Here is a 14,035-nt window from a genome sequence, read left to right as displayed (position 1 = left end):
GTGGTGGGGGGCGGGTGGCTGCGCAGCCGAGGAGGCGCTTCGGGACGACCGTCGCATTGACGGTCGTCTGCGTCCTCGTGTGCGGCGTGGCCTTCGCGGGCGCCGTGTTCGTCCTGATGCCCGGCGCCCGCACCCGCAGTACGCCGGCCGCCGCGAGCGGATCGCCGACGCCCGGCACGGCCGGTCCGAGCACGAAGCCCGCGCCGCCCCCGAGCGCGCCGTCGGCGACCGACGAGCCGCTGCCGGGCGTCGACACCCCGGCCACTCCCCCGCCGTCGACGCCGGTGGCGAACACCGGGACGTACGAATGCCCCGGCTTCAGCGGGATCGACTCCAAGATCCCGGTCCCGATGCTGATGAACGACACGTTCAGCTGGGGCGACGACCCGCCGTACAAGGTGGGCAACGGCAAGGGTGACATCAACTGGCGATCGAACCCGTACCAGAAGCCGAGCTGGTACATGTGGCTGCACTCGCTGCGCTGGCTCGGGCAAGGGATCGCCGCCGGGCAGCGCGGCGACCGGAAGACGCTGAACCACGTGCTGGCGATCATCCACGACTGGGTGCAGGACAACCCGTACTCGTGGAAGGGTGACGTCGGCGCCTGGGAAGCCACCATGCACCGCACGAACGTGCTGCTGTGCACGCGGCAGGCGGTGCTCACCGGGCTGCACGTCCGCACGCTGCCGACACAGTACGCCTGGCTCGACAAGGCGCTCGTCGACCATGCGCAGTTCATGATCGTGAACTGGAGCGGCTCGTCGAACCACGGGACCGACGAGAGCATCGCGCTGTTCGGGGTCGGCTGCACCCTCAAGCGGCCGGAGCTGAAGAAGCTCGCGGTCGACCGGCTGACCCAGGCGATCACGACCGCGATCGACCCGCAGGGATCGACGAACGAGCAGTCGGTCGGGTACGCGATGTTCAACTACCTACTGTGGGGTCGCGCGACCACCGCCTTACAGCGCTGCGGCTCGAATCCCGGCCAGGTGATCTCGCAACGCCGCGCCGCCCTGTCCGAGTGGCTCGCGCTCGCGACCAAGTCGACCGGTGAGCTGCAACAGGTCGGTGACGCGGTACGGCAGAAGCCGACCGGGGCCGTCGGTACGTCGCTGGACTACGTCGCCTCGCTCGGGAAGCAGGGGAAGGCGCCGGCGAAGCGGGTCGCGGTGTTCGACGCCGGGTACGTCTTCGGCCGGACCGGGTGGGGCGAGACGCGGCCGTTCGCGAACGAATCGACGTACAGCATCAGGTACGGCGTTGCGCGGCGGCTGCACGGGCATGACGACCACATGTCGATCACCTACTCCTCGCACGGGCGGGACGTCCTGATCGACCCGGGCCACTCGGGGTACCAGCTCGACAAGTGGCAGGCCTGGTCGAAAAGCCAGGCGGCGCACAACGTGATGACGATCCCGTCGGCGCAGACGGCGTCCGTCGACACCCGGCTGGTGCGCGCCTCGATCACGCCGACCTGGGAGTCGTACTCACTCGAGGACTCGCCGGCACCGGAGGTGACCCGGAAGCGAGACGTGCTGGTGCTGAAGGATCCCGACCTGATCATCACGCTGGACCGCGGCCAGTCGACGAGCAGCCAGCGGTACGAGACGCTGTGGCATCTGGCGCCGGACCAGAAGGTCACCGTCCAGTCCCCCACCGCCGCGGTCGCGGCAAAACCGGGCGACACGTCCAAGACGCACCTGCTGCAGATCCCGTACCAGCAGCAGCCGCCCGCCGACGGCATCACTGTCGTGCAAGGCCGGCAGGACCCGGTCCAGGGCTGGTACTACCCCGACATCTTCCACCGGCAGCCCGCTCCGGTCGTGAAGTTCACCCGCAACGGCAGCACCGCCACCATCCTGTCCGCCATCGTCCCGGCCGGCGCCACCGAAGCGGTGTCCTACACGACCCGCACCGTCGGGACCATGTTCTTCGTCGACCTCACCGTCGGAGCCCGCAAAACCACCATCCGGGTCCTCCCCGACGGCCGCCTCACCCGCATCAGCTGACGTTTGTTTCACCGGCGCGCGGGTCGGTTACCGGTTCGACGTGGGTGTTGCGCTCGCATTGGCGTCCGCGCTGTGTTTCGGCCTGTCGGACTTCGCGGCCGGCCTGGCCGCCCGTCGGCTGCACAGCGCGGTCGTCGTGCTGCTCGGTCAAATCTGCGGCGTCGTTCTGGTCACCCTGCTCACCCTCCGGGTCGCTGCTCCCGGCATCACGCCGGCAGCCCTTGGATGGGGTGCGCTGTCCGGGCTCGGGACCGGGCTGGGCGCGGCGTTCCTGTTCCAGGCGATGAAGATCGGCCGGTTCAGCCTCGTCGTACCGCTGAGTGATGTCGCCGGTGTCGCGCTTCCGGTGCTGATCGGGGTGGCGTTGCTGCACGAGCAGCTGCGATGGTGGGCCTGGGCGGGGTTCGCGATCGCCGCACCCGCGATCTGGCTGATGACGAGCGGCCGGGGTCCGCGGACCGGCACGACCGCGGGCGCCGGGTGGGCGTTGTTGTCCGGCACCGCGTTCGCCCTGCAGTACGTCGCGCTCGCACGAGCCGATGTCGCGGCCGGGCTGTGGCCGTTGGCGCTCAACCGCCTGGTCGCAGTCCTCACGGTCGCCCCGGTGGCTGTCCGTCGCGAGCGCCTCCGGATGCACCGTCGTACGGCGTTGCTCGCGGTCGGCTCCGGTGTGCTCGGGACGTGCGCGATCGCCGCGTTCCTGTTCGCGAGCCGGGAGCAGGCACTTTCGGTGGCGGTCGTGCTGACCTCGCTGTATCCCGCCGTGACCGTCCTCCTCGGGCTCACTGTGCTGCACGAGCGCGTCAGCGCGCGGCAGATCGCCGGGCTCGTCTGCGCGGCGGCGACCGTCGTTCTGGTCTCGCTCTGAGTCAGGTCTGGCGGTCACAGCCGGTTCGGGTGTTCTGTCTCTTCCTGTGAAGTCAATTGGAGGAGGACTGGAATGACTACGCATCCGGTGGCGCGCGACCACTGTCTGAGCTCGGTGCGGAGCGTGGACCGGCCGACAGGCGGAGCGCGGTACGGGCGCATGTTCGCGGAGCTGGAGCCGCTCGGGACGGATCCGCAGGTGTTGATGCGGGCGGGCGCGGACGGTGGGGTCTGCGACGCCGCGGCCGCGCTGGATCTCGGCAGCGGTGGCGACGACGCTGAGCAGGCGGCCGGGTGGCCGTTCTTCGGACAGCTGGTGGCGCACGACACGACCGCCGACCGCTCGCCGATCAGCGGGATCCCGGCCGACACGGACGGCTTGCGGAACGCCCGGTCGCCGCGGCTCAACCTCGAGATCCTGTACGCCGACGGGCCGATCGGCTCGCCGTTCATGTTCGACGTGAACGACCCCGCCAAGTTCCTGCTCACCTCCGACGGGTACGACGTCCCGCGGAATCCGCAAGGTGTGGCGCTGATCGGCGACCCGCGCAACGACGTACACCTGTTCACGTTGAGTCTGCATGTGGCGCTGCTGCAGGCGCACAACCGGATCGTGGATCACCTCCGGGCGCAGGGCGTGGCCGAGGAGGACGTGTTCGAGCACGCGCGCGTGACGCTGACCTGGCACTACCAGTGGATCATCGTCCACGACTTCCTGCCGCGGCTCGTCGGTCCCGAGCTGGTCGACGAGGTACTCGACAAGGGTGGCGTCTGGTTCGCGCCGGAACCTCTGCAGGGCTTCATCCCGCTGGAGTTCGCGGATGCGGCGTACCGCTACGGTCACGGGCAGATCCGGCACAGGTACCGGCTGGCCGAGGGCGGGCCGGAGTTCCCGCTGTTCCCCGACCTGGTGGGGTTCGGACCGCTGGCGGCCGAGCGGCGGCTGGATCTGGCGCAGGTGTTCGACGTACCAGGATGTCCGCCGGCGCAGCGCGCCAAGCGGCTCGACGGGCGGCTGGCCGCGAGCCTGATCGGGCTACCTGAGCGCGTGACGGGCGCGGTGGACGAGTCGGCGTACCGGTCGTTGGCGGTGCGCGATCTGTTGCGCGGTGACACGACCGGTCTGCCGAGTGGCGAGCAGGTGGCGAAGCTTCTCGGCGTACCGGCGCTGACCGAGGAGACCTGGCCCGGCGGTACGCCGCTGTGGTTCTACATCCTGAAGGAGTCCGAGCACTTCGCTGCGGGCGATCGGCTCGGGCCAGTCGGTGGGCGGATCGTGACCGAGGTACTGATCGGCCTGCTGCGGGCAGACCCGGCCAGCTACCTCAGCCTCGAACCGGATTGGCAGCCGACGCTGCCGGCCGCCGGCGCCGCGTTCGGCCTGACCGACCTGCTCATCCCGGACGGGTCACGCTGAGCTTCGGTGCCTTGGCCTCGGTCGTGAACGCCTCGCGCGGACTCTGGACCGAGGCCAGGGACACGATGTCCCGGCCGTAGCAGAACGAAACCAGCCAGATCGCCAGCACCCGCATCTTGCGATCCCACGTGGGCACCGCGAGTACGTGATACCCGCGGTGCATCAGCCAGGCGAGCAGGCCCTTGATGACGATCCGCCGGTACTGGAAGATCCCGGTGCCGAGGCCGAGCGTCGCGATCGCGCCGAGGCTGTGGTGGACGTAGTTCTTCGGCTCACGCCCGCGCAACGACCGCAGCAGGTTCTTCGCCAGCAACTTCCCCTGCCGTACGGCGTTCTGCGCGTTCGGCACCGTGTACGCGCCCTCGCCCGGCGCGGCGAGATCGGGCACCGCCGCGTCGTCGCCGGCCGCCCACGCGTCCGGCACCACCTCGCTCGCGGTCCCGATCCTCAGGTCGGCCCGGACCTGGACCAGACCACGCTCGTTGTGCGGCAGGTCGGTGTGGTTGCGCAACAGCCGGGTCGCGGCGTTGCCGGCCGTCCAGACGATCAGCTCCGAGTCGAACTCGGTGCCGTCGGACAGCACCACGTGCCCGTCCTCGGCCGACGTCATCGTGGTGTTCAGGTGCACCACCGCGCCGCGCTTCTCGAGCATCTTCACCACCCACTCGCCGGGCCGGTCGCTGACCTCGGGCAGGATCCGGTTGGTCGCTTCGACCAGATGGAAACCGAGGTCGTCGCCCGCCAGCTCGGGGAACTTCTTCAGCAACGCCCGGGCCAGCGACTGCAGCTCCGCGAATCCCTCGACCCCCGAGAACCCACCGCCGACGAACGTGACCGTCAGCAACTTGCGCCGCAGCGGTCCCGGCTCCAGCCCGGCCGCCTGGTCGAAGGCGGTGAACAGCCGGTCGCGGATCGCCACCGCCTCCTCGACGTGCTTCATCCCGATCGCCCGGTCCGCGACGCCGGGGACGTCGAACGTCCGCGTCACCGCGCCGGCGGTCACCGCGATCACGTCGTACGGCAGCTCGTAGTCCGGCCCGAGGGCAGGGCGGATGGTGACCGTCCGGTCGGCGTGCGCGATGTGCGTGACCATGCCGTCGACGATCCGCGTCCGGCGCAGGTTCCGGCGCAGCGAGACGGCCGCGTGCCGGGCCTCGACGGAGCCGGCCACCACCTCGGGCAGGAACGGCTGATACGTCATGTACGGCCGCGGATCGACCACGACCACCTCGGCCTCGTCGCGTCGGAGCTTCTTCTCCAGGCGCCACGCGGTGTAGAACCCGGCGTACCCGCCGCCCACCACCAGGATCCTGCGCATCAGCCTTCTCCGTCCGTCGTCTCAGCGACCCACCGCGTCCAGGATCGTAGTCGCGACAGCCTCCGGCTGCGAGACGCTGAGGGCGTGCGACGCGCCCGCGATCTCGCGGGTTGCCTTGGCACCGGCCCGCTCGGCGAGGAAACGGTGCAGGGCGACCGGGATGTTCAGGTCCTGATCGCTGAACACGAACCAGGACGGGATGGTCCGCCAGGCCGGCGTGGCTGTCGGCAGCCCGGTGGTCAGCGCGGCCTCGGTGACCGGCCGCTGGGTGGCAGCCATCAGCGCGGCCTGATCGGCCGGTACGTCGGCGCAGAACTGTGCCTGGAACACGTCGGACCGGATCGCCAGCTCGTTGCCGCCGCTGCTGACCGGAACCGTCTCGATCGACTGCGCCTGCAGCCGCTCGACGACGCCGTTCCAGCTGGCCGACTCGGCGAACGCACCGTGCACCAGAACGACGACCGGAGTTTCACTCATGGATCTTCCCTTCCCTCGATGTGTCCCCGAGCTAATGAAGAAGACCGGAGAGCCGCGCAGTTTGTGACCGGACTCAACGCGGCCGTGCCGACAGCAGCCCGAGGACCAGCGAGAGCGGCGCCCAGCCCGTGCGGCCGCGGCGGGTCAGCGCATACGCGCGGACGCGCGGCTCGGGATCCCGGAGGCGGCGGAGCGAGACACCGGTGGTCTTCGGGTAGGCGGCCGGGAGCAGCGCGACTCCGAGGCCGGCCACGATCATCTCCTGGACGAGTTGCAGGCTGTCCGCGCGTTGCGTCACGCGCGGCTCGAAGCCCGCGAGCGCGGCGATCGTGCGAATGACTTGCTCGTCGGCGAGGTGCCGGGAGTTCACGATCCAGTCGCTGTCGGCGAAGGCGCCGAGCACGTCGGCCGCCGTACCCGGGGTACGGCGGGAACGCGACGGTACGGCGAGGCTCCACGCGGCGTCCCAGAGCCGGGTGGCCTGCAGTGCGGGGTCGATCGCCGCGGGCGCGAGGTTGTAGTCGTAGGTGAGCGCGAGGTCCACCTGGTCGCGCTCGAGCATCGCCAGCGCGTCGGGCGGTTCCTGCTCCTGGATCTCCAGCCGGACCGCCGCCGGCAGCCGCGGTACGACGGGCAGCAGGCTGTCCCGGATCGCGGTGTGGAACGCGGCGACACGGACCGTTCCGGCAGGTTCCGCGGACGGATCGAGATCGGCCCGCGCCGCCTCGTGCGCGGCCAGGATGTGGACGGCGTGCGCGGCGAGCCGGCGACCGGCCGGAGTGAGCCGGACGCGGCGGCCGTCGGGTTCGAGGAGCGGCAGTCCGACCTCTTTCGCGAGCGCCGCGATCTGTTGCGAGACGGTCGACGTCGTGACCCCGAGGGTCTCCGAGACCGCGTGCATCGAGCCCAGCCGGGACAGCGCGAGCAGGAGTTCGAGACGGCGTACGTCCATCCCGTCATTGTTCAGTGATCCCGAACGATCTGTCCATGATTCTCACGTGGACGCGAACGGAATCGCGGGCTTCACTGGACGGCATGCGCACACGGGACACGGGCATCGCCTTCGCGGTGCTGTCGATGACGATGGTCCAGCTGGGGCTGGCCGCGTCGGTCGGGCTGTTCGACCGCGTCGGGCCGGAGGGTGCGGCCTGGCTGCGACTGGTGTGCGCGGGGCTGATCGTGCTGGTGCTGTTCCGGCCGCGGCCGAGTTCGTTCGACCGGCGGTCCTTCCTGGCCGCGGTCGGGCTCGGCGTCGCGACCGCGGGCGTCACGTTGCTGTTCATGGCGGCAGCGGCGCGGCTGCCGCTCGGAACGGCGAGCGCGCTGGAGTTCCTCGGTCCGCTGTCGGTCGCCGTACTGCGGAGTCGCGGGCGACTGGTGTGGCCCGCGCTGGCGTTCGCCGGTGTGCTGCTGCTGACTCAGCCGTGGCGCGGAGCGGTCGATCTGATGGGGGTGCTGTTCGCGCTCGGGGCGGCGGCGTGCTGGGCGGCGTACATCGTGCTCACCCAGCGCGTCGGCAACAGGGTCACCGGGCTCCAAGGAATGGGCGTCTCGCTACCGGTCGCTGCCGTCGTGGCCACCGCGGTCGCGGGCCCGAGCACGATCCCGGTCATGACCTGGCAACTGGTGATCATCGGCTTCGGCCTGGCGCTTCTGCTGCCGGTGATCCCGTTCACCCTCGAGTACCTCGCTCTGCGCCGCCTGGACGCCGGTGTCTTCGGGACCTTGATGAGCCTCGAACCGGCGTTGGCCCTGCTCGTCGGCTGGATCTTCCTCAGCCAGTCCCCCACCCTGCTCCAGGCGATCGGCATCGCCTGCGTGATCGCCGCCGGCATCGGCGCCGAACGCGCCGTACGCCCCCGTCAGCAACAACAGGTCCTCGCGGCCTGACCCACTGGCGGGTTGTTTCGCCGGTGGCGCCGTACAACACGCCATCGGTCGTACACGCCGTCAGTCAGCCGGCCCGGACTTGGGCTACCTCCTGGCCCAGCACGGTCGACGGGTAGCGGGCCAGCATCGCCCGGAGTTCGTCCGCGTCCACGTTGGCGCCGAAGGCCTCGGTTCCGGGCTCCAGGCGCTTGCCGTGCGAGAGCGCGCCGGCCGGAACCGGGTCGAAGCCGAACGCATCGACGACGGCCGCGACCTCGGCCAGGTCGTCCGGGTCGCCCGCGATGGCGATCGCCTTGCGATCCGGGGCGCCGGCGGGCCGCGCGCCTTCGTCCAGGTCGTGGTACCCCATGTGGTTGAACGCCTTGACCACGCGGGACCCGGCCAGGAACTCCTGGACGATCTCCGAGGACGACGTCCGCTTGTCGGTGAGGTCGTCGCGGATGCCGTCGACCTCCCACCAGTAGTTCATCGCGTCGATGACGAGCTTCCCGCGCAACGCGTCCGCCGGGATCGTCCGGTACTTGCCGAGCGGCAGCGCCAGGATCACCACGTCAGCCTCGGCGACCGCCTCGGCCGCCGTCGTGGCGACCGCGCCCGGGGTGACGACCTCGACGATCAGCGCGATCTTCGAGACATCACCCGGGCCGGCGATCAGGACCCGGTATCCGGCCGCGACGGCGAGTCGCGCCAGCACGGTGCCGACCTTGCCGGCGCCGAGAATCCCGACCGTCGTCACTCCGGCTCCTCCGCGAGCAGTTCCCGCACCATCGGGACCACTTTGGTCCCGTAGAGCTCGACGGCCTTGGTCCGCGCGCTGACCGGCAGCGGTCCGGCGGAGTAGATCAGGTCGAACCGGCCGACATCGAGCGTCTTCACCGCGGCCGCGATCCGGCGCGCGACGGTCTCCGGCGAGCCGACGTACATCGACCCGTGCAAGACCTCGGACTCGAACTCCTCCCGCTTCAGCGGCGGCCAGCCGCGCAGCGCGCCGATCCGGTCTCGCATCACCTTGTACGGCGCGTAGAAGATCTCCTTCGCCTGCTCGTCGGTCTCGGCGACGAAGCCCGGCGAGTGCATCCCGATCGGGTGCGCCACCGTCCCGAACTGCGCGGCGGCCTTCTTGTACAGGTCGACGTACGGGCCGAAGCGCTCCGCCGATCCGCCGATGATCGCGAGCATCAACGGCAGCCCGTAGTACGCCGTCCGGACGACGGACTGCGGCGATCCACCGACACCGACCCAGGTCGTCAACCGGCCGGACTCGGTCTTCGGGTACACCTCGATGTTGTCGAGCGCGGCCCGCACTGAGCCTTCCCAGGTCACCGGCTTCTCGTCGAGCAGCCGCACGAACAGCTGCAGCTTCTCCTCGAACAGCTTGTCGTAGTCCGCCAGGTCGTACCCGAACAGCGGGAACGACTCGGTGAACGAGCCGCGCCCGAGGATCACCTCGGCGCGCCCGTTCGACAGCGCGTCGACGGTCGAGAACCGCTGGAAGACCCGCACCGGGTCGTCCGAGCTCAGCACCGTCACGCCCGAGCCGAGCTGGATGTTCGACGTCCGGGTCGCGATCCCGGCCAGCACCGTCTCCGGCGTCGAGATCGAGTACTCCGGCCGGTGGTGCTCACCGAGCGCGATCGCGTCGACGCCGATCTGGTCGGCCAGCACCGCCTCGTCGACCACCTGGCGGATCGCGGCCGCCGCCGTCACCGGGGCACCGCTGTCGTCCACCGGGATGTCCCCGAAGGTGTCGAGGCCGAACTTCACCTCAGTCATGTCCGCATGCTCCTGTCCACTCACCAAAGTCTAGGTTGACATGTCAACACCAGATCGGGTGGGGTTCATTCCCAGGGGCACGCTCACCCCCAGCCGCGCAGTTTGTCCGGGTTCAGCACGATCCAGACCGCGGTCACCTTCGCCCCGGTCAGCTTCAGGCTCACCACCGCGACGACGCCCGCGCGCCCGCGCAGTACGACGCCGGGCTCCCCGTTCACCGCTTCCACCGTCAGCACGACGTCCGGAGCCAGCAACTCCACCACGCACCGGGCCACCTGCTCCGGACCGCGGACCGGACCGGGCGCCGCCGGCACCCGCCCGCCGCCGTCGCTGACCGCGACCACCTCAGGCGCGAGCAGATTCCGGATCGCGCCCGGACTGCCGGCCCGGCAGGCGGTCGCGAACCGGTGGACGACGGCATGATCGCCCCGCTTCGACACAGCTCCTCCTGCTCAGGCGACCGCGGTCAGCTTCGCCGGGTTCATCATCCACAGCACCTCGTCGATCCCGTCCTCCGAGGCGGTCACGGTGCACACCGCGAACGTCGTACCGTCGCGCTGGAGCAACCCGACCGCGCGGCCGTTCGCCATCCCGAACTCGACCTCGACACCGACCCAGAAATGGGTGTGGAAGGCCCGGTGGTACTTCGCCACGCGCAGCCGCCCGACGACCGGGAACTTCGACGCCCGCGCCGCGCCACCGCCGTCGGAGTAACTGATCGCATCCTTCGCGAGCAGCTTCTCCAGCGCGCTCAGGTCGCCCGACCGCGCCGCCACGATGAACGCCGACAGCAGCGACTGCTGCTCGCTCCCACTGACCTCGGTACGCCGTTCCGCGCGGATCCGCTTGCGGGCCCGGCTGACCAGTTGCCGGACGGCCGGTTCGGTCGACTGCAGCATGGTGGCGAGCTCGGCGTACGAGTAGTCGAAGGCCTCCCGCAGCACGTACGCCGCCCGCTCTGTCGGCGACAGCCGCTCGAGCACGAGGAGGACGGCGAAACTCAACGCCTCCCCGCGCTCGGCGCCCAGGTACGGGTCGGCGCTGGTGTCGACCGGCTCGGGCAGCCACGGGCCGATGTAGGTCTCCCGGCGGGCGCGGGCGGACTGGCTCGCGTTGATCGCGAGCCGGGTGACCGCGGTCGACAGGTAGGCGACCGGGCTCTGCACCGCGGCCCGGTCGGCGGCCTGCCACCGCATCCACACCTCCTGGACCAGGTCCTCGGCCTCGGTGTGACTGCCGAGCATCCGGTACGCGATCCCCATCAGCCGCGGCCGCACCGCGTTGAACACGGTGACCGCGTCGTCCAGGTCACCGACATCGCCCGTCATCGAATCAGAACCCCCTCGGATCTCAGCTGGAGACTACGGTCGGATCGGCCCCTGGTTCACCTTGCAGGGCCACGATCGCGCCGTGCAGGCTGTTCAGGTCCGCGGCCTCCGCCTCGACCTCGAAGGGATCAGCCAGCCACTCCCCCGGTTGCTCGTCGTCGGGCACGGCACCTTCCGCGTTCCGTTCGATGCCGGCCTCGACCTCCACGTCGAGCTCCCGCAGGAACCGTTCGTCGCCGGCCATCGTCAGCGCCCGTCCTGCGCGGCGTACCACTTGTCGTAGTGCCATTCGCCCAACGTCGCCTCGCCGACCGGCACCAGACTGCGCTCGGTGAGCTCGGAGCCGAAGTACCGCGCGTGCTCGTCGGCGACGACCTCGCGCGTGTCCCCGCGCTCGGCGAGCGCGCTGCGGAAGAACTCGTCCATCCGGAACTCGTCCGGGCCGGCGATGTCGATCCGGGCGTTCAGCGGCGTACCGGTGGCGGTCCGGCCGAGGATCGCCGCGACGTCCTCGCCGGCGATCGGGGCCCAGGCGACCGGCGCGATGTGCACCTTGCCGTCGTCCCGGGTGCCCTCGTCGGCGATCGCCGGGACGAACTCGAAGAACTGCGTCGCGTGGACCAGCGAGTACGGGATCCCGGAGCCCTTGATCAGCTCCTCCTGGGCGATCTTGGCGGCGAAGTAGTGGTTGTCCGGCATCCGCTCGGTGCCGACGATCGAGATCCCGACGTGGTGCCGGACGCCGGCCGCCGCCTCGGCCGCCAGTACGTTCCCGGTCGACGTCCGGAAGAACTCCATCACCGGCCCGGCCTCGAACGACGGCGAGTTGGCCACGTCGATCACCACATCGGCGCCCTTCAGGACGTCCGCCAGGCCCTCGCCGGTGATGGTGTCGACTCCGGTGCTCGGCGCGGCCGGCACCGCCTCGTGGCCGTGCTCGGTGAGCTTCGCCACCAGCTTCGTGCCGATCAGGCCGGTCCCGCCGATCACGACGATCTTCATCGCTTGAACCCTTTCGTTGCCGTGCGGTTGGCGGTGTCATCAGTTCGACCGCCCTTGTCATCAGGAGAGACAGGGCAGGCCTCCAGCTTGTGACAGCCCCCAGCCGGTCACAGCCGGGATCTGTGTGCTGTCTCACTGGATGAGGACGTCCGACGAGGGGAGCCACCAGGTGTCCAGCCCAGCAATCCGCATCCGGGTGCGGATGACGGCGCGGCCGATCGACGAGCCGCACCGGGTGTCCAGTCAGCTCGAGTTGCTCTTCGACCTGACGTTCGTGGTCGCGGTCGCCGCGGTCACCGAGCAACTCGCGCACACCATCGCCGACGGTCACGCCCGCGACGGCGTACTGCCGTTCCTGCAGGTGTTCTTCGCGATCTGGTGGGCGTGGATGAACTTCACCTGGTTCGCCTCGTCGTACGACACCGACGACGTCACGTACCGAATCCTCACCATGGTGCAGATGGCCGGCGTGCTGCTGCTCGGCGCCGGCGTCCCGGCCGCGGCGGACCATGGCGACTACCTGATGATCACCTCGGGCTACCTGATCATGCGGCTCGGGCTGATCTCGCTGTGGGTGCGCGCGGGGGTCGAGGACCCGGCTTCCCGCCGTACTGCGTTCCGCTACGCGTTCGGGATCGGGATCCTGCAGATCGGCTGGTTCGGCCGGCTCTACCTCGCCACCACGGGCGCGCCGGACCGCGTCCTGCTCGTGACGTTCGTCGTCCTGGCCGCGCTCGAACTGTGCGTCCCGCTGTGGGCCGAGCGTCCGCATGCGACGAACTGGCATCCACACCACATCGCCGAGCGGTACGGCCTGTTCACGATCATCCTGCTCGGCGAGGCGGTCCTGGCCTCGTCCAACGCCGTACGGCGGGCCGTCGTGGCGACCGCGGTCAGCGCGGAACTGATTGCCGTCGCGGCCTGCGGACTGGTGATCCTGTTCGCCCTGTGGTGGCTGTACTTCCTGCGCCCGGCCGGCCCGCGACTCGAGGACCGACGGGACCGCTCGTACCGCTGGGGCTACGGCCACTACGGGATCTTCGCCAGCCTCGCCGCCCTGGGCGCCGGCCTCGAAGTCGCGGTCGAACAGACCAGTCACGAACTGCATCTGTCCCCGACCGGCGCGAGCTACGCGGTCGCCGTACCGGCTGCCTGCTTCGTCTTCCTGCTCTGGGCCGTGCACCGCTGCGTCGGTGAGCCGTCCCGCGCCCACCTCGGTACGGCGGCGTGCGGCGCCGCCGTACTGCTGGCTCTGCCGCTCGCGACACCGTGGATCGGCTCGGTCGCCACTCTCGCGCTGCTGGCAGCGACCTGCGTGGCGTTGGTCGCGGTCGCCTCGTGGGCGGTGAACGTCAGGCAGTGAGCTCCGCGAGCGTCTTCAGCGTGGACCGAATGACGTCCGTGATCGGTACGTCGTCGGGCGCCGCGATCCAGCGCTCGAACGACACCCGGAACACGGCCACGCCGGTCTCGGCCGCCAGCGCCGCCACGTCCTGATCGACGCCCCGGTCGAGCAGCGCCTTGGTCAGACCCGACGTCAGCGACGCCATCTTGATCAGCTCGCGTTCACGCAGCTCCGGCGTCGACGCGATCACCGCTGCCCGCCGCCGCGAGTACTCCCGGCGGATGTCGTCGAAGAACTCCGCCGACGCGAGGACGCCGGCCACGACCGCCTCCATCGGGGTCGCGGTCGGCGGCGCTTCCCGGAGGGCCTTCACCATCTGGTGCTCGAGCATCTCGGATCCGGCGAACAGCACCTCTCGCTTGTCGGCGAAATGCCGGAAGAACGTTCGTGCGGTGACCCCGGCCCGATCGGCGATCTCGGCGACGGTCGTGCCGTCGTACCCGCGCTCGGTGTAGAGCGCCATCGCCGCTTCGCGCAGCCGCCCGGCCGCGCCTGGTTCCCACCGTCCCATGCCTCGATCCTAGCGTCGATCACCGGCGATGTCATCGA

15 protein-coding genes are annotated in these 14,035 nt (G+C 70.2%); 5 read left to right on the top strand and 10 right to left on the bottom strand.

Going from position 1 to position 14,035, the window contains the following annotated elements; all coding sequences use genetic code 11:
* Positions 1-14: 14 nt before the first annotated feature.
* From ACFYRH_RS23055 to ACFYRH_RS23045, 3 genes are all read left to right on the top strand, one after another.
* Positions 15-2,009, top strand: a complete 1,995-nt coding sequence (locus ACFYRH_RS23055) for a heparinase II/III family protein (protein WP_387778727.1) — start codon at positions 15-17, stop codon at positions 2,007-2,009.
* A 40-nt stretch (positions 2,010-2,049) separates the two neighbouring features.
* The gene (locus ACFYRH_RS23050; protein WP_387778724.1) at positions 2,050-2,877 is read left to right on the top strand and encodes an EamA family transporter; all 828 of its coding nucleotides are present in this window, start codon (positions 2,050-2,052) and stop codon (positions 2,875-2,877) included.
* Positions 2,878-2,949: 72 nt separating this feature from the next.
* Entirely contained in the window at positions 2,950-4,293 is a 1,344-nt protein-coding gene (locus ACFYRH_RS23045; protein WP_387778721.1) for a peroxidase family protein, read from the top strand.
* On the opposite strand, the gene ACFYRH_RS23040 is transcribed toward ACFYRH_RS23045, so the two are convergent.
* The 3 genes from ACFYRH_RS23040 to ACFYRH_RS23030 all read right to left on the bottom strand — a co-directional run bounded on the left by ACFYRH_RS23040 (position 4,271) and on the right by ACFYRH_RS23030 (position 7,040).
* The gene (locus ACFYRH_RS23040) at positions 4,271-5,611 is read right to left on the bottom strand and encodes an NAD(P)/FAD-dependent oxidoreductase (RefSeq protein WP_387778718.1); all 1,341 of its coding nucleotides are present in this window, start codon (positions 5,609-5,611) and stop codon (positions 4,271-4,273) included. The two genes, ACFYRH_RS23045 and ACFYRH_RS23040, sit on opposite strands and share 23 nt — an antisense overlap.
* 21 nt (positions 5,612-5,632) lie before the next feature.
* Positions 5,633-6,088: an alpha/beta fold hydrolase gene (locus ACFYRH_RS23035; protein WP_387778715.1), complete on the bottom strand. Its 456-nt coding sequence runs from the start codon at positions 6,086-6,088 to the stop codon at positions 5,633-5,635.
* 73 nt (positions 6,089-6,161) lie between these two features.
* Entirely contained in the window at positions 6,162-7,040 is an 879-nt protein-coding gene (locus ACFYRH_RS23030; protein ID WP_387778712.1) for a LysR family transcriptional regulator, read from the bottom strand.
* An 83-nt stretch (positions 7,041-7,123) separates the two neighbouring features.
* Here ACFYRH_RS23030 and ACFYRH_RS23025 point away from each other — a divergent pair, with 83 nt between their 5' ends.
* The gene (locus ACFYRH_RS23025; protein ID WP_387778709.1) at positions 7,124-7,978 is read left to right on the top strand and encodes a DMT family transporter; all 855 of its coding nucleotides are present in this window, start codon (positions 7,124-7,126) and stop codon (positions 7,976-7,978) included.
* Between the two features lie 64 nt (positions 7,979-8,042).
* Here the strand turns inward: ACFYRH_RS23025 and ACFYRH_RS23020 are convergent, their stop codons facing one another.
* The 6 genes from ACFYRH_RS23020 to ACFYRH_RS22995 form a co-directional block, all read right to left on the bottom strand.
* Positions 8,043-8,714, bottom strand: coding sequence for an NADPH-dependent F420 reductase (locus tag ACFYRH_RS23020; protein WP_387778707.1), 672 nt, complete (start codon positions 8,712-8,714; stop codon positions 8,043-8,045).
* Positions 8,711-9,751 carry an LLM class flavin-dependent oxidoreductase gene (locus ACFYRH_RS23015; protein WP_387778704.1) on the bottom strand — a complete coding sequence of 347 codons (1,041 nt, stop codon included), beginning with the start codon at positions 9,749-9,751 and terminating at the stop codon, positions 8,711-8,713. Before ACFYRH_RS23015 ends, ACFYRH_RS23020 begins: the two co-directional genes overlap by 4 nt.
* An 83-nt stretch (positions 9,752-9,834) precedes the next feature.
* A complete protein-coding gene (locus tag ACFYRH_RS23010) occupies positions 9,835-10,191 on the bottom strand; it encodes a hypothetical protein (protein ID WP_387778701.1) in 357 nt (118 codons plus the stop codon).
* A 12-nt stretch (positions 10,192-10,203) separates the two neighbouring features.
* Positions 10,204-11,079 carry an RNA polymerase sigma-70 factor gene (locus ACFYRH_RS23005; RefSeq protein ID WP_387778698.1) on the bottom strand — a complete coding sequence of 292 codons (876 nt, stop codon included), beginning with the start codon at positions 11,077-11,079 and terminating at the stop codon, positions 10,204-10,206.
* A gap of 22 nt (positions 11,080-11,101) precedes the next feature.
* Positions 11,102-11,368, bottom strand: a complete 267-nt coding sequence (locus ACFYRH_RS23000) for a hypothetical protein (protein WP_387778695.1) — start codon at positions 11,366-11,368, stop codon at positions 11,102-11,104.
* On the bottom strand, positions 11,326-12,081 hold the full coding sequence (locus tag ACFYRH_RS22995) for an SDR family oxidoreductase (protein ID WP_387778692.1): 756 nt from the start codon (positions 12,079-12,081) through the stop codon (positions 11,326-11,328). Before ACFYRH_RS22995 ends, ACFYRH_RS23000 begins: the two co-directional genes overlap by 43 nt.
* A 169-nt stretch (positions 12,082-12,250) precedes the next feature.
* On the opposite strand from ACFYRH_RS22995, the gene ACFYRH_RS22990 reads away from it, so the two are divergent.
* Positions 12,251-13,444: a low temperature requirement protein A gene (locus ACFYRH_RS22990; RefSeq protein ID WP_387778689.1), complete on the top strand. Its 1,194-nt coding sequence runs from the start codon at positions 12,251-12,253 to the stop codon at positions 13,442-13,444.
* Here the strand turns inward: ACFYRH_RS22990 and ACFYRH_RS22985 are convergent.
* Positions 13,434-13,997: a TetR/AcrR family transcriptional regulator gene (locus ACFYRH_RS22985; protein ID WP_387778686.1), complete on the bottom strand. Its 564-nt coding sequence runs from the start codon at positions 13,995-13,997 to the stop codon at positions 13,434-13,436. The two genes, ACFYRH_RS22990 and ACFYRH_RS22985, sit on opposite strands and share 11 nt — an antisense overlap.
* Between the last annotated feature and the right edge of the window lie 38 nt (positions 13,998-14,035).

The organism is Kribbella sp. NPDC004875, from assembly GCF_042873375.1.
Taxonomy (GTDB): domain Bacteria; phylum Actinomycetota; class Actinomycetes; order Propionibacteriales; family Kribbellaceae; genus Kribbella.
The sequence above is the reverse complement of the archived record's forward strand: the minus strand, read 5'-3'. Positions and strand labels throughout refer to the sequence as shown.